Raw genomic sequence first — 17,022 nt, 5'->3', positions numbered from 1 at the left:
ACGCATGGCGTGGATCTACTGCAGAGCTCGCGACCCGATCGCCCTGTAGATCACGCCATGCGTGGATGCGCGCCCCCGAACACAAAAAGGGGAGCCCGCGAACGGGCTCCCCCCACGTTTCCTCATGCAGCGCGTACCGGCTCGTAGCCGTGCAGGTGCGCCTCGCTACTCGCCCGCCCCTGGCTGAGCGAACGCAGCGACGTGGTGTAACCCACCAGCTGCGCCAATGGCGCAAAACCACTGACCTCAGCGCGACCGTCCTGGTCCTCGATGCGGGCGATGCGACCGTGGCGCCGGTTGAGGTCGCCGACCACATCGCCCACCGACGCCGACGGCGAATGCACCGTCACCGCCATCACCGGTTCCAGCAGCTGCGTGCCACCTTCGGCCAGCGCGGCCTTGATCGCCTCGGCACCCGCGCGATGGAACGCCATCTCCGAAGAGTCCTTGGCATGGGTCTGGCCATCGACAAGACTGACCTCGATGCCGACCACCGGATGACCCTGCGGCCCTTCCGACAGCGCGGCACGTACGCCCTTCTCCACCGCAGCGATGAAGCTGCGCGGCACCACGCCACCGACGATGCGGTCGTTGAACACCACCTGGTCGTCCTCGCGCGGCGACACATCCAGCACCACGTGCGCGAACTGGCCCTGGCCACCGGTCTGCTTGACCAGCCGCCCGACGACGCCGGTCATCGCACGCAGCGGCGTCTCCTGGTAGGCCACGCGTGGCGCACCTACGCCCACGTCGACCTTCCATTCGCTGCGCAGGCGCTCGACCATCACCTCCAGGTGCAGCTCGCCCATGCCCCAGACCAGGGTTTCCGCCGTGTCGCGATCGGTTTCGACGCGGAACGACGGATCTTCCTGGGCCAAGCTGGCCAGGCCCTGCGCCATCCTGATCAGGTCGGCCGCACGCGCCGGCTCCAGGCGCCACGCCAGCACCGGCGCCTGGGCCTGGATGTTCTCCAGGCGCAGCGGCTGCGCACGGCCGCTCAGCGTTTCGCCACTGACCGCATCCTTCCAGCCCAGCACCGCGACAATGTCACCGGCCACGGCCTGCTCGATGTCGTGGGTCTGGTCGGCCTGCACCCGCACCAGCCGGCTGACACGCCGTCCCTGTGGGTGCTGCGAGCTGGCCACCGCGTCGCCCACCTTCAAGGTCCCCGAGTACAGCCGCACGAAGCTCAGCGCGCCGTGTTGCTGGTGGGTGATCTTGAACAGCAGGCCCGCCAGCGGACCGTCCGGATCCGGCGGCAGCACCACCTCGCCGCTCTCGCTTTCGGCGGTCACGGCAGGGCGATCCAGCGGCGACGGCAGGTAATCGACCACGGCATCGAGCAGCGTCTCGATACCCTTGTCCTTGAACGCAGCACCGGCCAGCACGGGCACGCCCGCACCCGCCAGCGTCGCCCGGCGGATCGCCGCGCGCAGCTGTTCGGCATCGATCACGCGACCTTCCAGCCAGGCATCGGCCAGTTGTTCATCGTGATCGGCCACGGCCTCGACCAGCGCATCGCGCTGAGCCTGCCACTGCGCGCGTGCCGCGTCGTCCCACGGGGCCACCGTGGTTGCGGCGCCATCCTGCCACTGCAGCACGCGCTCATCGACCAGGTCGACCCAGCCATTGAAGCCGCTTTCGCTGCCCAACGGCACGCCCAACGCCCACGGTCGCGCCTGCAGTTTGTCCTGCAGCTGCTCCAGCACGCGCTCGAACGAAGCACCGACGCGGTCCATCTTGTTGACGAAGGCGATCAGCGGCACGCGATGGCGACGCGCCTGGCGCCATACCGTCTCGGACTGCGGCTGCACGCCGTCCACGGCCGAGAACACGGCCACGGCACCGTCGAGCACGCGCAGTGAACGTTCGACTTCGATGGCGAAGTCGATATGGCCGGGGGTGTCGATCAGGGTCAGCCGATGCGACGGCAGGTCACGTGGCGCCCACTGCGCCTGCACGGCGGCAGCGCCGATGGTGATGCCGCGTTCGCGCTCGATCGCCGAGAAATCGGTGGTCGCATTGCCGTCGTGCACTTCGCCGACGCGGTGGATCTCGCCGCTTTTCCACAGCAGGCGTTCGGTCAGCGTGGTCTTGCCGGCGTCGATGTGGGCAATGATGCCGAGGTTGCGACGGCGGGAAAGGACGTGGGTGTTCATAAAGAGGTTCCTGCAAAGCCAACTTCAGGGGCCGCACACCCCGGTTGGCGACAGGGTGCGCGGCTAGCGTTCGGTCTCGGCGATCTGGTGCATGGCACGTTCTCCTTCGCAGTACTGGGTAGAGTCGAGCAGGTAGCGTCGACTGGGTAGCGTCGACTGGGTAGAGTCGACTGTTAGTCGACTAATGAGAAACAAAAACAAAAAGAGCGCCCCGGAGGGCGCTCTGTCGAAGGTCCAGCGATGGCCGCTTCAACGGCCTCGTGGGGCTCCAGGCAGACACGCCCGTTCCGCGCTTGCGCGGGTCAGGGTGAAAAACTTCAGGAGCGGCATCCGGTTCATGGGGCGCATTCTAGACCTGCCAATCTGGCGCGCAAGTGAATATTGCACACATTAATAGAACGATGAAGCCGACCGACATCGGGGTCGGGTCCCTTTGCCCAAAGCAAAGGGCTCTGCCCCTGCCATGTCCTACTTGCAGTCGTGCAGCTTGCGCGCCTCACCCACGGTCGCCGCCTGGTCGTCGCCCATCGAGATCCACCCCTTCAGCGACGTCGCCGGGTCCATGTGCGGCAGCCGTGCGCCACCTTGGATCAGCACTTCGGTCCAGCTCCCCACCGGCGCCAGCTCGGACAGGCGTGCCGCCTGATCGTCCTCGGTACTGAACATGTCGTCCGGGCCCGCCGGAGGCGTGGTATTCACGGTTTCCGTCTTGTGGGTCCGGACCCGAAGTGCACCGTCCGGCAGCCGCTGGGTGATCACCTCGTATCGCTCAACACCATACGCCCAGCTGCTTTCGCCAACGCTGCGGGTCTCGCTGCCGTCATCGGCCACGGCCACCACCTCGCCGGCCGGCCCGATGACGCCCGCGACAGCCCCCAGGCCTGACATCAGCGCCTGATAGACGATCATCTGCCGCTGTTCGGAGGTCAACGCACCGGCCTTGAGCTTGGTCGCAGGAATCTTCAGGTACGCCGTCTCCCTGCACAGCACCAGCACCTGCTGGTCGTCCCAGCTCACCGACATTTCCTCGTTGGCGAAGTACTGCGTCTTCATCGACGTCACAGCGGCACCGTCGCTATTGGAATGTCGGGTCTCGATCAGCGAGGCGTTCTCGGCCGCGTCGGTCAGCGAAACCTGAGAGGTCGAAGCCGCATTGGCAGCGCAAGCGGAAGCAATCATTGCCGCGAGCAGCACGCTGCAGGTAACGGTGCGGAACATGGCATCAGTCCATTGAAGAAGACGAAGCAATCATGATACCCGGAGCAACCTGGCGGGCCCTCGCTCAGGTCACCACCACCAGCGGCACCCCGCGCCTTGGGTGCTCCAGCACCACCACATCCTGCTGGTAGACCCGCTGCAGGTTGTCTTCGGTCAGCACCTGCAGCGGCGTGCCATCGGCCGCCACCCTGCCCTGTTCCAGCAGCACGATGCGATCGGCGTAGCCAGCCGCCAGGTTCAGATCGTGCAGCACCACGATCACGCACGCACCAGCTTCGGCACTGGCACGCACGCTACGCAATGTGCGCTCCTGGTGGCGCAGGTCCAGCGCGGCGGTCGGCTCATCGAGCAGCAGCAGCGGCGTATCCTGCGCCAGCACACGCGCGAACGTGGTGCGGGCGGACTCGCCACCGGACAGCTGCTGCACCTCGCGCAGGCGCAGCGCCTGCAGTTCGGCGGCATCGATGGCCGCTTCCACCCGGGCTTCGTCCGTGACCGGGTCCGGCGGGTGTGGCAACCGGCCCATCGCCACCACCTCCTCTACGCTGAAGGCGAAACGAACGCCGTGCTCCTGCGGCATTACCGCGCGCTCGCGCGCCAGCGGCCCGGCCTTGTAGCTGGCCAGCGGTTTGCCCAACAGGCTCACCTCGCCCGCATCGGCGCGCAGGTCGCCGGCCGCTACCGCCAGCAAGGTGGACTTGCCTGCGCCGTTCGGGCCAACCAGCGCGGTCACCGTACCCGGCTCGAACGCGAGCGAGATGCCATGCAGGATCTCGCGCTGCTGGCGGCGCACCACCACCTCGTGCAGCTTCAGCAGTACGCTCATGGCGCCGCCTTGCGGCGCTGCTGCAGCACCAGCCAGAGGAAGAACGGCGCGCCCAGCGCGGCCGAGAACAAGCCCAGCGGAATCTCCGCCGGCGGATCGAGCGTGCGGGCCGCGGTGTCGGCCACCACGATCAGCAGCGCGCCCAGCAGGCCGGACAACGGCAGCAGCCAGCGATGCCCGGGGCCGACCAGCAGGCGCGCCACGTGCGGCACCACCAGGCCAACGAAACTGATCGAACCGGCAAAGGCCACCGCCGCGCCCACCAGCAGCGCACTGAACGCCACCAGGCGACGCCGCGTGCGGGTCACGTCCAGCCCGAGGTGCTGCGCCTGGCGTTCGCCCAGCGCCAGCATGTCCAGCGGCGTGGCCAACCGCTGCAACGCGAACACGCCGATGGCAAACAGGGGCACCACCGCCGCCACATCGGCCCAGTTGGCACGCGCCAGCGAGCCCATCTGCCAGAACACCAGCGACTGCAGTTCGCTTTCGCTGGCGATGTAGGTGAGGAAACCGATCAGCGCCGAGCAGAACGCGGCCATCGCGATGCCGACCAGCAGCAGCGTGGCATTGCCACTGCCTTTGCCGGGTCGCGCCAGCGCGTAGGTCAGGCCGATCGCCAGCGCACCGCCGGCGAATGCCGCTACAGGCACCAGCCAACCGGCTGCGCCCGCAGCGCCGAGAACAATGGCTGCGACTGCACCCAGCGCAGCACCCTGGCTGACACCGACGATGCCGGGGTCGGCCAGCGGATTGCCGAACAGGCCCTGCAGGCTGGCGCCGGCCATCGCCAATGACGCGCCGACCATCGCGCCCAACAGGGCACGCGGAATGCGCAGCTGCCAGACCACGGCCAGGTCGCGGCCGCTGACCGCCTGCGGATCGTGCAGCCCCAGCTTCACCGCCAACGCCTGCATCACCTCCAGCGGCGGCAGCCGCAGCGGGCCCACGGCGAACGAGGCCAGCACCGCACCCAGCAGTGCCAGCAACGCCACCAGCAACATCGTCCGCCCGCGACGGCGGCGCCGATCCGCTGGACTCATGCCTTCGGCAACGCCGCCAGGGCCTTGGCCAGCGCCAGCGCGCCCGCACCGGAACCGACACTGGTGTACTTCAGCTGCACGTCCGGCATCACCCAGACCCGATTGGCCTGCCCGGCCGGGGTCTGCTTCAGCGTCGGGTACGCCTTCCACAGGCCCTCGGCACCGCCGAACAGCTGCAGGTCATGCTCGGTCACCAGGATCACCTCCGGCGCTGCGGCGACCACGCCTTCATTGCTCAGCTGCGAGTAGTTCTTCACCCCCGCCTCGGTGCCGATGTTGACGCCGCCAGCCAGCGCGATCAGCTGCGCCGAGGCGCTGTCGGCACCGGCAACAGTCGGTGAGCCGCCAGCGCCGGTGGCCGACACGTGGATCAGTCGTGGCGCATGGCCCAGGCCCTTGCCAATCGCTGCAGCCTCGTCGAGCTGACGCTGCACCTGCGTGGCCAGTGCTTGCCCTGCCTCGGCCAGCCCTAGTGCCGCGGCGACCTTGCGCACCTTGTCCGGCGCTGGCTGCAGGTCATCGATGACTACCGCCGGCTCGCCCACTTCGCGCAGCTTCTTGGCCAGTTCGGTATGGCGGCGCAGGCTGTTGCCGAGGAACAGCGAGCCCTGCAGGCTCAGCACGCCCTCCACGCCAGTGGTTCGGTTGAACAGGAACTGGTGCGGCGCGGCCAGGCCGGCCTGGGTGGTGGTGTTGGTCGGCGCGGCAAATACCTGCTTGCCCAGCCCCAGTGCTTCGATCACCGCGATGACGTCGTCGCCACCGGCGATGATCCGGCTGGTGTCGGCCACTTCGATATCGGCGCCATCATCGGAATGCACCTTGGCCGGCAGCACCGCCTTCTGGCCGTGCACGGCCGGCATTTCGGCTCCTGCCACGCGCTGCCAGCCTACCGGCAGCACGGTTTCCGCAGCGGCCGCCGTTGCTGCGGGCGACTCGGCAGGCGTATTGGCATCAGAGGGAGCCGACGAGCCGCCACAGGCAGCCAACGCCAGCGAAACAGCGAACGGAAGCGCACACAGGCGCAGACGGGACGCGATGTTCATGCACATTCTCCTTGCTGGCAGGGCGACGCGCACGCCACCCTGCCCTGTGACTTACTGCTTCGGGGTGATGCGGGTGATGCGGTCACCCTTCGGGTCTTCAGCGCCGCGCGACTTGTTCACCGCGAACACGTTGCCCTTGCCATCGGCGCGGACGTGGTTCGGCAGCGTGCCGCCATCAAGATTGGCGACCACCTTGCCGTCACCGTTCACCACGGTGACCGTGCCAGCGCCACGGTTGCTGACGTAGGCGAGGCCGGAGGCATCATCGAAGGCGACGTTCAGCGCGCCGGCGCCGACCGGCACATCGTGCAGCACCTTGCCGGCGGCCACGTCGACGATCAGCAGGTTGTCGGTGCCCTGCGAGGCCACGTACAGGCGGTTGCGTGCCGCGTCGTAGGCCACGCCCGAGGCACTGATCGAATTGCCCAGATCGATGACCTTCTCGACCTTGCCGCTGGCCACATCGATCACCGCCGCTTCCGGGGTGCCGATGCTGACGGTGAACAGCTTGCCGCCCTTCTCATCCAGCACCAGGCTCATCGGGGTGAACTTGCCGTCGTCCACGCCGGATTCCAGCGTCACCTGCGGCAGTTCCTTGAAGGTCTTCGCATCGAACACCGACAGGTGGTCCTCGCCGGTGGCAGAAGCGAACACCTTGCCGCGCGTGCCGTCGACCACCACGTCGCGCGCGTGCGGCACGGCATCGACCGGGAACTGATGGACCAGCGACAGGTCCTTCTGGCGATAGACCGCGATGGAGTTCTGGCGGGTGTTGGTGACCCAGACATTGCCGTTGGCGTCATCCACGCCCACGCCGTAGACCGCGTACACCGCGCCATTGGTGCTGCCCGGCACTTGCGCCGGGGTGATCGCCTTGGTCACCTTCAGCGACTTCGGGTCCAGCTTCAGCAGCTGCGACTGGGTCACCGGCGGGCGGCCCACCGCCGAGGTCACGAACACCGCATTGCTGGCGGCGCTGTAGGCCGACTGGTACAGGCCCGGCACCAGCTTGTTGGACTGGGTGGCGAACTGCGCCTGGCCGGACAGCGGCAGCTGCGGCGAGACGCGCAGCTTCAGCACGGTGGCCGCAGCCGGTTGGCTGGCGCGCACCACCACCGGATGGGTGCCCGGCACCGCGTCGGCCGGAATGCTCAACTGGGTCTTGAAGTTGCCATCAGCGTCGACCACCAGCGGCTGCGCGTTGAGCACGCTGTCACCGCGCAGCAGGCTGACCTTCTGGCCCGGCACGAACCCACGGCCGACCACGTCGGCAGTGCTGCCGGGAACCACGTTCTCACCGCGTGAGACGACTTCACCCTTGAAGGTGGCGTTGGCCGGCTGGTCGAACACCGGCTGCGCGGTGGCGGTCACCGCCAGCAACAGGCCGGCGGCGAGAGAGGTGAGACGGAAAGACGGACGGAACGACATGGAAGGCTCCTTGCACACGTAGGCCGCGCCACGTGACGCGGGATTCATCGGTTGCCTGGGCCGCTGCACGCCGGCAGCCTCGCCTGGGTAGTGGGGTCGCACGGCATCGCGTGCGAAGGGATTCACTCGGCGGCGTTGTCACCACCCGTGGGGGCACCGTCACCGGCGCTGCGGTCGGTCACGCCGTACAGTTCATGCAGCGCGGCATGGAACGAGGCCGGCAGCATCGGGCCGTGTCCCAGCCCCGGGAACTCGCGGTACTGCACGCTCATGCCCGGCACCTTGGCCAACCGTTCTGACAACTGCCACGCCGCATCCGGCGTGGCGCCACCGATGCGGCGCAGGTGCGCGACCACCCGTGGGTTGCTCATGTCACGCTTGCCACGATCGCCAACACGCTCGGCACCGCCCAGCATCAACCAGAGCTTTGCCGGCTGGCCATGCACGTTCTGCACGAACTGCTGTTCCGGATCACCCAGCGCCGCGCCCTGGCTCCACCACAGCGAGGGACTGGCCGCCAGATAGGACTGGAAGGCGGCGGGACGGGTGTACAGCGCATTGAGAACGAACAACCCACCCAGCGAGTGGCCCCACAGCGCTTGCTGCTGCGTATCGATGCGTGCGCGACGCTCGACTTCCGGCTTGATGCGGCGTTCGATCACATCCAGGAAGGCCGCAGCACCACCGCCGACCGCCTGGGTCGTACCGCTCTCATCGTCGGCGCGGTCGATCCACGCGGTGTAGTCGCGGGTGCGCGCCTTGGAATCGATGCGCAGGTCATTGTCGTAGCCGATCAGCACCAGCACCGGCGGCGCCTCGCGCGCGGCCAGTTCGGCCAGCAGCGGCTGGTCCAGCACCATGGCGACGGCATTGCCGTCCAGCGCGTAGAGCACCGGGGATGGCGTCTTGCCGGCCTTGGCCGGAATCGCGAGGTTCACCCGCCAGCGGCGTTGCTGGTCGGGACTGTCCACCACGAAATGCTCGAAGCGATAGCTGGCCGCCGGCTCGTCGAGTACGGTATGGCCGATCTTCTGCAGCGGATTGCGCTGCTGCGCATGGGCGTACGGGGTGGCCAGGAGCAGACCCATCATCAAGGCGGCCAGGCCGCGGGCCAGCGGACCACGGCGCGAAGGCGGGACGAAATGCATCATCGGCGGCGGCAGGAGCGGCCAATGGCCGCCCGTTCATAGGGGACCGCAGTCTACCTTAAACGCGAATGATTATCACATCGATCAAACGTCACACTGTGTATCACGCGCGCGCTACGTTCATTTTCCCGGTTGCACCGGAAACACTGAATCCACTATTTTGCCCGGCAGCGGGACGCAGGAGCGCCCTACCCTCGCAGGGCTGCGGATGGATGGGTGATCGAGCCATCGGCCGCGCCCTGTCTATTGCCAAACCTATCCACGCATGGCGTGGATCTACTGACCACCACCCACGGGAATGGATCCCGTGACTGCGAGAACGCCTTGAAGCGCACCACCCTGATCGTCCTTTCCCTTGGCCTGCTCGCACCGCTGGCCGCCCATGCCGCACAGGACCTGCCAACGCTCTACCAGGCCTTTGAAGAGGCCGGCAATTCGTCACTGGGCATGGACCAACTCAACCAGACGGTGACATTCACTGCCGTAGCACTGAGCGTCTCCAGCAACCTGGCGGGCGAGCCACTGATCGAGGCCGGCGATGACCAGGGCAATGTCCTGGCTCGGCTGACCAGCGACGACGAACAGCAGGCGGCCAAGCTGGGCGCACTGGAAGAAGGCGCGACCTTCACCGCCAGCTGCACGTTGCAGTTCAGCTCGGGCACCGATTACCTGTCCTTCGGCGATTGCACCATCAAGTAAAGATGAAGCCGGCAAAATGCCGGCTTCATTTCTTTGCCTCTGTAGCGTCGAGCCATGCTCGACTCATGCATCATCACGGCCCCGTAGGCACCGGACCATAAACGTTCTCCTGCGGCGTGCCCGGCAGCAGCGAGAAGATCATGATCACGATCCCGCCCCCCGGCACCAGCGCCAGCAGGAACAGCCAGCCCGACTGGTTGCAGTCATGCAGGCGGCGTACGGTCACTGCGATCAGCGGCACGATCGTGGCCAGCCACATCACACACAGCAGCACCACCATGCCGATCAGGATGCCGGCCAGCGCTTCGGCACTGTTGCGCAGGAGGATCGCCAGCACGCCGGCCAGCAGCATCACTGCCGTTGCGACCAGGAACAGGAACAGCTGGTACATCCAGTACTCGCGGCGGTTCGCGCGGCCTTCGAACTGGGCGTAGCGCTTCAACGGCAGAATCATTTCCTGCACGGCATCGATCCTTGAAAAAGTAGCCGCGCAGTGTGCCAAATGAACGCGTGCAGGACAATGTAGAGCCAAGCCATGCTCGGCTGTCGGGAGCCGTGAAGTGCTGCGAAAAGCAGTCGAGCATGGCTCGACGCCACATGAACCGGGTCAGCGGCCCTTCGCGGCCCTTGCCGCCTCACGCTCGGCGCGCAAACGATCCAGCTTTTCCTTCAACTTGATTTCCAGCCCGCGCGGCACCGGGTTGTAGTACACCCGTTCGCCCATCGCATCCGGGAAACCGGTCTGGTCGAGCGCGATGCCACCCTCCGCATCGTGGTCATACTGGTACTCGGCGCCGTAGCCCAGTTCCTTCATCAGCTTGGTCGGCGCATTGCGCAGGTGCAGCGGCACTTCTTCTGTGCCGCTCTCGCGCACGTCGGCCTTGGCCTGGTTGAAGGCCGCATAGCCGGCATTCGACTTGGCGGTGCTGGCCAGATAGAGCACCAGTTGCGCGAACGCGAGCTCGCCCTCTGGGCTACCCAGCCGCTCGTAGATGTCCCAGGCTTCCAGCGCCATGCTCTGCGCGCGCGGATCCGCCAGGCCGATATCCTCGATGGCCATGCGGGTCAGCCGGCGCGCCAGGTAGGATGGATCGCAGCCACCATCGAGCATGCGGGTCAGCCAGTACAGCGCGGCATCCGGGTTGGAACTGCGTACCGACTTGTGCAGTGCCGAGATCTGGTCGTAGAACTGCTCGCCGCCTTTGTCGAAGCGACGGGTACGGTCGGCCAGCACCTGGGTCAGGGTCTGCGGGGTGATGCGACCGCCCTCCCCGCCCGCCAGCTCGGCGGCGATTTCCAACAGGGTCAACGCACGGCGCACGTCGCCATCGGCGGCGGTGGCGATTTCCAGCAGCAGTTCGGGAGCGACCTCGATGCCCTCCTCGCCCAGGCCGCGTTCGCGGTCGCCCAGCGCACGTTCCAGCGCCTCGACGATGTCGGTCGGCGAAACGCCTTCCAGCACATGCACGCGGCAACGCGACAGCAGCGCCGAGTTCAGCTCGAACGATGGATTCTCGGTGGTGGCGCCGACGAACAGGATCGTGCCGCGCTCGATGTGCGGCAGGAACGCATCCTGCTGCGCCTTGTTGAAGCGATGCACCTCATCCACGAACAGCACGGTACGCCGGCCTTCGGCAAACCGCTGCGCGGCCTCGGCCAGCACCTGGCGCACCTCCGGCAGGCCGGATAGAACCGCGGAGATGGCGCGGAACTCCGCATCGGCGTACTCGGCCAGCAACAGCGCCAGCGTGGTCTTGCCACAGCCTGGCGGCCCCCACAGGATCATCGAATGCACGCGACCGGATTCGACCGCGCGGCGCAGCGCACTGTCCGGCGCCAGCAGGCGCTTCTGCCCGACCATTTCGTCCAGGGTGCGGGGGCGCATGCGCTCGGCCAGCGGGCGCATGTGTTCCCGATCGACGCTCAGCAGATCGGGTCCGGGGAATGAAGTGGAGCGATGTCTTGGCACCCGGTCATTGTACCGCGCCGCCCAACGGTAGCGCCGGACCGTGCCCGGCGGGCGGGACGCGATGTCTGGTAGTGCCGGCCGCTGGCCGGCAGATCAAAAGCATGTCAACCAAGGTTGACACCCACCAAAGCGGTGCCGGTTGAAACCCACCAGAGCGGTTGGCGCCGGGCCACAGGATTCGGTAGTGCCGGCCGCTGGCCGGCAGATCAAAAGCGTGTCAACCAAGGTTGACACCCACCAAGGCGGTGCCGGTTGGCACCCACCAGAGCAGGTAGCGCCAGGCCATGCCCGGCGACCACCATTAATTACCGATGACGTCGGTGCCCTTCGGCGGCGTAAAGCTGAAGGTGCCGGCGGCGAAGCCCGGGTTGCGCTTCCAGCCACTGAAGCTGATCACGGTACGCTGGCCAACCGCATCGGTGATTTCCATCTTGGCCAGCCCCTGCGCGTTGAAGCCCAGCGCGGCGTACTGGAAGCTGGCTTCGGTCTCGCGCTTCGGCGACAGCGACAGCCACTGCAGGCCGTCGCGCTGCGCGGCCTCTTCGCTGACGTCGTACTGCTGCTCCAGCAGCGCCGGGTTGATCAGCGCGGTCAGCGGGCTGTTCTGCTCTTCCTTGCCCTGCTCGCGCACGGTGGCCTGCTCCAGGTCCGGCTCATACATCCAGACCTTCTTGCCGTCAGCCACGATCAACTGCTCGTGCGGGCGCACGTATTCCCAACGGAACAGGCGCGGCGCCGACAGGGCCACGCGGCCACTGGTCGATTCCTTCACCTTGCCGCGGCTGTCGAACACCTGCTGGCTGAACTGGCCATCCAGGCCCTTCAGGCCGCTGGTGAAGGTCTTCAGGTCATCGCGGGCGCCAGCCCAGGCGCTGCCGGCGGCGGCGCAGGCCACGGCCAGGGTGGTGGTGGCAAGGAAACGGCGGAAGCGGAAGTTCATGCGGGAATCCTGTGGGCGCGGGCGCCAGGAAAGGTGGTTGCCAGTGTGCCCGGGGAAAGATGAATGGGCGATCAGGACGACATTATGCCGCCCTGAACGTCCATCGGCGATTCAGCCACCGGATCCCGGCAGCTTGCCGTACAGCACCTGGCCGCGGAAGCCACGCCGCACTTCGCGATACAGCGCGCGGAACGCCGGATAGTCCTGCGGCTGGCACAACGCCTCTGGCCCACGCACTGCATTCTGCTGCAAGCGGTGGTGCACGATCACCTCCTGACCCTCGCGACTCCAGTCCACCCGGTACTCGCCGGCGGCATTGGCGAAACGCTGGCTGGCCGGGATGGCGATGATCGGCGCATTGGCCGGGAACTGCAGGCGATAGGTTTCCTCGCGCAGGCTGGCATTGCAGTAGAACGGTGTCTCGTTGGCCGGCGCCGAGGCGGTGGCGTACAAGCCACGCACCGACTCGCCACCCGGCGGGTCCGGCACGGCCATGCCGCCGGCCACGCTGAAGTCGGCGTAGTCCTCGGCCTGGAACGCCATGCGATAGCCAAACGGCCGGGTCAGATCGACCGGCACGCCCTGGATCTGCAGCTGCCCTCGCCCATCGAAACCTGAGGCGGCCATGATCTGCTCTTCAGCGCGCGCACGGTTCTGCGCGTTGAGCTGGGAGAACTGGGCGCGCATGCCGATCTCGGCGTTCTCGCCCAGCTTCGGAATGGTCTCTCCACGCAGGTTGCCGTTGGCGTCGAAGGTGAAACGTACTTCCATCGAGGTGGCATTGCGCTCGGGCGTGTTGGCCGGGGTGCGTGCCAGCGTGGCGTCGCGGGTACGCATCACCGGCGCACCCAGGTCACCTTCCGGCAGCTGACCGAAGCGCGCCCACGCGGTGGTCGAATCCAGGTACAGATCAAACTCGGGAATGTAGGTGATGGCGTGGTTGAAGCGGCCCAGCACCGGAATCTTCGGCAACGTCGGGCCACCGCCGGCACCGATCAGCACCGGCGAGCTGGCGATGCCCTTGGCTGCCAGCAGCGCCTCCAGGATCGTCACATGGTCCTTGCAGTCACCATAGTGGTTGTCGAGGATGCTCTGCGCGCTGTTCGGCTCCAGCCCGCCATTGCCCAGGTACACCGCCACGTAGCGGATGTTCTGCGCAACCCAGCGATACAGCGCATCAGCCTGCTCGCGGCGGTCGCTGATACCCGCGGTGATCTCATCAGCCAACGCCTGCAGCGCCGGGGTCACCTCAGCCGCCGGGCCCGCCTTGAGCTGGTAGGCGCGACCCATCTGCGACCAGTCACGATAGGTACTGGCCATGATGTTCGGACCGAACTCCCAGCCCGCCGCCGACCAGTTCTGCGCCGGCATCGCCTCGCGACGCTGGTAGCGCCAGCGCCACTGCGCCTGGCCATTCTTCACCGTCGGGCGATCGCTGCCCTGCACGCCGCGGCTGTCGATGAACATCGGCAGGTTGGCCGGCGCACTCAGGGTGACTTCGGCGTCCTCGTACTCGGTGAACACATTGAAGGTCTCCCACAGGCCGAAATAGCCCGGGAAGTACGGCGTGGCCTGGGTGCGGCGCACCTGGTAGTAAAGGCGGGTGCCCGGGGCCAGGTTCGGGAACACGATCACCCGCACCTTGCGGTCGGCATACATCGCCGCCGAGGCGCTGGAGTAGCTTTCCTGGGTGTAGATGCGGTCGGCCGGCACGTCACGGCGCTGGCCGTCGGCGGTGATGGTGTAGGCGCCAAGCACCTCCAGGGTTTCCATCTTCTCGCTGTAGCTCAGCCGCACCTGGCTGAACTGCTCGACCGAGGCCTTGGTCTTGAGCAGCACTTCGTAGGTTTCGGTCTGCACATTGCCGGCATCCGGCCGCACCTGGTAGTCGGCGCGGTAACGGACAATGCTGAAGTTATTGCTGGCTTCGGTATCGCCGCTGGTGGAAGGCGGCGCCGTGGCGGGCGCGGAGGTGGCGGTGTCTGCCAGTGCCGGGCCGGCAGCCAGGAAGGCTGCCAGCGCCAGTGCCAGCGCGCTTGGTACGGGGTGAAGCATGCGTCGGTTCCTTGGACGTCGTGGGGGATACGTCGGGTCTTACTTCGGCGGCGGCGGTGCCAGCACCGTGCGGTCGCCGTTGTGCTCGGGCGGGCTGACCACGCCGGCCGCTTCCATGGCCTCGATCAGTCGCGCTGCACGGTTGTAGCCGATCTTCAGCCGGCGCTGCACGCCGGAAATCGATGCACGGCGGGTCTCGGTGACCACCCGCAGCGCTTCGTCATACAACGGGTCGGACTCGTCGCCGGACGAACTGTTCTCGGGCAGGCCGGTGGCGCCGACGACCACGCCGTCGCCCATCGTCTGCACTTCGTCCAGCACGCCGTCGACATAGTCGGCAGGTCCCATCGCCTTGAGGTGCTCGACCACGCGATGCACTTCATCGTCGGACACGAACGCACCATGCACGCGCTCGGGCAGCGCGGTGCCCGGCGGCAGGTACAGCATGTCGCCGTGGCCCAGCAGTGTTTCCGCGCCGGACTGGTCGAGGATGGTGCGCGAGTCGATCTTGGAGCTGACCTGGAAGGCGATACGGGTCGGGATGTTGGCCTTGATCAGGCCGGTGATCACGTCCACCGACGGGCGCTGCGTGGCCAGGATCAGGTGGATGCCGGCCGCACGCGCCTTCTGCGCCAGGCGCGCGATCAGCTCTTCCACCTTCTTGCCGACGATCATCATCATGTCGGCGAATTCGTCGATGAAGATGACGATGAACGGCAGCGTTTCCAGCGGGCGCGGCGCCTCGCCCAGTTCCGGGTTCGGCTTGAACAGCGGGTCCATCAGCGGCTGTCCTGCGTCCTGGGCTTCCTTCACCTTCTTGTTGAAGCCGGCCAGGTTGCGCACGCCCACTGCGCTCATCAGCTTGTAGCGGCGCTCCATCTCGGCCACGCACCAGCGCAGGCCGTTCGCGGCCTCCTTCATGTCGGTGACCACAGGTGCCAGCAGGTGCGGGATGCCCTGGTAGACGCTCAGTTCGAGCATCTTCGGGTCGATCATCAGCATCCGCAGGTCTTTCGGCGAGGCCTTGAACAACAGGCTCAGCACCATCGCGTTGACCGCCACCGACTTGCCCGAACCGGTGGTACCAGCCACCAGCAGGTGCGGCATGCGTGCCAGGTCGGCCACGGTCGGGCGACCGGCGATGTCCTTGCCCAGCGCCAGGGTCAGCACACTGGTCGACTTGTCATATTCCTTCGAGCGCAGCAGCTCGGACAGGAAGATCATCTCGCGGGTGACGTTGGGGATTTCCAGGCCGATCACCGACTTGCCCGGAATGACGTCGACCACGCGCACCGACTTCACCGACAAGCCGCGCGCGATGTCCTTGTCCAGCGAACTGATCTGGCTGACCTTGATGCCCGGTGCCGGCTCGATCTCGAAGCGGGTGATGACCGGGCCGGGATTGGCGCCGACCACCTGCGCATCGATGCGGAAGTCCTTCAGCTTGAACTCGATCTGCCGCGACAGGGTCTCCAGCGTCTCTTCGTCGTAGCCCTTGGGCTGCGGCTTGGGATCATCCAGCAGCGCCAGCGGCGGCAGGTCCGAGCCATCACCGTTGACGCCGCGGAACATCGGAATCTGGGTATCGCGCTTGGCCCGATCGCTCTTCTCGATCACCGGCTCCGGACGCGGCTCGATCTTCACCGGCTCGCGCTTGGCGCGCACCTCGGCGTCGGCCTTGCGCACTTCCTGGCGCTCCTCGCGCATCACCCGGGTCTGCTTCCACTCGGTGACTTCTTCCTTCTTGCGTTCCAGCAACGGCGCCAGCGACATCACGCCGCGGCCGATCTTCTCCATCACCGTGAACCAGGACAGCCCGGTCGCGAGCGTGATCGAGGCCAGCAGCAGCACCAGCACGAACAGGTTGGCGCCCAGCGCGCCGAAGCCCACCGTGAGCGAATTGCCCACCAGCTTGCCGAGGATGCCGCCGGCGCTGGAGACGTCGCCACTGAACAGGCGCACGTGCAGGAAGCCGGTGCCGGCGATGAGGAAACCGACCAGGCCGACCAGGCGCAGCGCAGGATCCAGGTCGTTCTCGCCCTTGCTCTCGCGCTTGAGCCCGAACATGGCGATCCACGCCAGCGCGCCGAGCACCACCGGCAGCAGGAAGGCGATGTAGCCGAACAGCTGCAGCAGCACGTCGGCGATCCAGGCCCCGGCGCGGCCACCCAGGTTGTGCACCGGCGCGACCACGCTGCCGGTATGCGACCAGCCCGGATCAGTCGCTGAATAGGTGAAAAGACTGGCCGCCAGGTACAGCAGGGCCGGCGCGATGGCGATCAGGCCCAGATCGCGCCAGAGACGCTGGCGGCGTGGATTGTCGGTCGTCGCCGCCGCGGCCGTGCGACGTGACGCCTTGCTGTCGTCGGACTTGGAGCGTTCGGGGACCTGCTTCGCCACCTTAGACCATACCTTTGGAATGCGCTGTTAGTGATTGATAATAAATGAGACGGCGTCAGTTTTCAGTTATGCGACGTCCGGCAGGCCAATCCGG

General features: G+C 66.9%; 13 protein-coding genes. 1 reads left to right on the top strand and 12 read right to left on the bottom strand.

Annotated elements, in window-relative coordinates; translation table 11 throughout:
- Positions 1-122 precede the first annotated feature (122 nt).
- From fusA to Q9Q79_RS10160, 7 genes are all read right to left on the bottom strand, one after another.
- A complete protein-coding gene (gene fusA, locus Q9Q79_RS10190; protein WP_201862054.1) occupies positions 123-2,159 on the bottom strand; it encodes an elongation factor G in 2,037 nt (678 codons plus the stop codon).
- 468 nt (positions 2,160-2,627) lie between these two features.
- On the bottom strand, positions 2,628-3,377 hold the full coding sequence (locus tag Q9Q79_RS10185; protein WP_076738928.1) for a hypothetical protein: 750 nt from the start codon (positions 3,375-3,377) through the stop codon (positions 2,628-2,630).
- 64 nt (positions 3,378-3,441) lie between these two features.
- Positions 3,442-4,203, bottom strand: coding sequence for a heme ABC transporter ATP-binding protein (locus Q9Q79_RS10180; protein ID WP_076738927.1), 762 nt, complete (start codon positions 4,201-4,203; stop codon positions 3,442-3,444).
- Positions 4,200-5,243 (bottom strand): iron ABC transporter permease, encoded by a 1,044-nt coding sequence (locus Q9Q79_RS10175; RefSeq protein WP_201862055.1) that lies wholly within the window; start codon positions 5,241-5,243, stop codon positions 4,200-4,202. The genes Q9Q79_RS10180 and Q9Q79_RS10175 overlap by 4 nt, the downstream gene beginning before the upstream one ends.
- On the bottom strand, positions 5,240-6,289 hold the full coding sequence (locus Q9Q79_RS10170; protein WP_060380375.1) for an ABC transporter substrate-binding protein: 1,050 nt from the start codon (positions 6,287-6,289) through the stop codon (positions 5,240-5,242). Before Q9Q79_RS10170 ends, Q9Q79_RS10175 begins: the two co-directional genes overlap by 4 nt.
- A 51-nt stretch (positions 6,290-6,340) precedes the next feature.
- On the bottom strand, positions 6,341-7,717 hold the full coding sequence (locus Q9Q79_RS10165; RefSeq protein ID WP_201862056.1) for an ATP-binding protein: 1,377 nt from the start codon (positions 7,715-7,717) through the stop codon (positions 6,341-6,343).
- 122 nt (positions 7,718-7,839) lie between these two features.
- Positions 7,840-8,868, bottom strand: coding sequence for an alpha/beta hydrolase-fold protein (locus tag Q9Q79_RS10160; RefSeq protein WP_201862057.1), 1,029 nt, complete (start codon positions 8,866-8,868; stop codon positions 7,840-7,842).
- A 321-nt stretch (positions 8,869-9,189) separates the two neighbouring features.
- Here Q9Q79_RS10160 and Q9Q79_RS10155 point away from each other — a divergent pair, with 321 nt between their 5' ends.
- A complete protein-coding gene (locus Q9Q79_RS10155; RefSeq protein ID WP_043033556.1) occupies positions 9,190-9,564 on the top strand; it encodes a hypothetical protein in 375 nt (124 codons plus the stop codon).
- A 73-nt stretch (positions 9,565-9,637) separates the two neighbouring features.
- Here Q9Q79_RS10155 and Q9Q79_RS10150 read toward each other — a convergent pair whose 3' ends face one another.
- The 5 genes from Q9Q79_RS10150 to Q9Q79_RS10130 form a co-directional block, all read right to left on the bottom strand.
- A complete protein-coding gene (locus Q9Q79_RS10150; RefSeq protein ID WP_005413291.1) occupies positions 9,638-10,027 on the bottom strand; it encodes a DUF805 domain-containing protein in 390 nt (129 codons plus the stop codon).
- A gap of 144 nt (positions 10,028-10,171) precedes the next feature.
- Positions 10,172-11,470 (bottom strand): replication-associated recombination protein A, encoded by a 1,299-nt coding sequence (locus Q9Q79_RS10145; RefSeq protein WP_224481979.1) that lies wholly within the window; start codon positions 11,468-11,470, stop codon positions 10,172-10,174.
- A 364-nt stretch (positions 11,471-11,834) separates the two neighbouring features.
- Positions 11,835-12,473 carry an outer membrane lipoprotein chaperone LolA gene (gene lolA, locus Q9Q79_RS10140; protein ID WP_005413289.1) on the bottom strand — a complete coding sequence of 213 codons (639 nt, stop codon included), beginning with the start codon at positions 12,471-12,473 and terminating at the stop codon, positions 11,835-11,837.
- A gap of 111 nt (positions 12,474-12,584) precedes the next feature.
- Positions 12,585-14,528, bottom strand: coding sequence for a DUF3857 domain-containing protein (locus Q9Q79_RS10135; protein ID WP_005409602.1), 1,944 nt, complete (start codon positions 14,526-14,528; stop codon positions 12,585-12,587).
- 39 nt (positions 14,529-14,567) lie between these two features.
- Positions 14,568-16,928: a DNA translocase FtsK gene (locus tag Q9Q79_RS10130; protein ID WP_005409601.1), complete on the bottom strand. Its 2,361-nt coding sequence runs from the start codon at positions 16,926-16,928 to the stop codon at positions 14,568-14,570.
- Positions 16,929-17,022 lie beyond the last annotated feature (94 nt).

Origin of the sequence: Stenotrophomonas sp. a6, from assembly GCF_030913325.1 — a bacterium.
Lineage (GTDB): Bacteria > Pseudomonadota > Gammaproteobacteria > Xanthomonadales > Xanthomonadaceae > Stenotrophomonas > Stenotrophomonas maltophilia.
The sequence above is the reverse complement of the archived record's forward strand: the minus strand, read 5'-3'. Positions and strand labels throughout refer to the sequence as shown.

Bases quoted from the DNA above. Each gene is read 5' to 3' on its own strand.
- fusA (WP_201862054.1), bottom strand. From the start codon at position 2,159: ATGAACACCCACGTCCTTTCCCGCCGTCGCAACCTCGGCATCATTGCC.
- lolA (WP_005413289.1), bottom strand. From the start codon at position 12,473: ATGAACTTCCGCTTCCGCCGTTTCCTTGCCACCACCACCCTGGCCGTG.
- Q9Q79_RS10145 (WP_224481979.1), bottom strand. From the start codon at position 11,470: ATGCGCCCGCTGGCCGAGCGCATGCGCCCCCGCACCCTGGACGAAATG.
- Q9Q79_RS10185 (WP_076738928.1), bottom strand. From the start codon at position 3,377: ATGTTCCGCACCGTTACCTGCAGCGTGCTGCTCGCGGCAATGATTGCT.
- Q9Q79_RS10160 (WP_201862057.1), bottom strand. From the start codon at position 8,868: ATGATGCATTTCGTCCCGCCTTCGCGCCGTGGTCCGCTGGCCCGCGGC.
- Q9Q79_RS10180 (WP_076738927.1), bottom strand. From the start codon at position 4,203: ATGAGCGTACTGCTGAAGCTGCACGAGGTGGTGGTGCGCCGCCAGCAG.
- Q9Q79_RS10175 (WP_201862055.1), bottom strand. From the start codon at position 5,243: ATGAGTCCAGCGGATCGGCGCCGCCGTCGCGGGCGGACGATGTTGCTG.
- Q9Q79_RS10135 (WP_005409602.1), bottom strand. From the start codon at position 14,528: ATGCTTCACCCCGTACCAAGCGCGCTGGCACTGGCGCTGGCAGCCTTC.
- Q9Q79_RS10165 (WP_201862056.1), bottom strand. From the start codon at position 7,717: ATGTCGTTCCGTCCGTCTTTCCGTCTCACCTCTCTCGCCGCCGGCCTG.
- Q9Q79_RS10170 (WP_060380375.1), bottom strand. From the start codon at position 6,289: ATGAACATCGCGTCCCGTCTGCGCCTGTGTGCGCTTCCGTTCGCTGTT.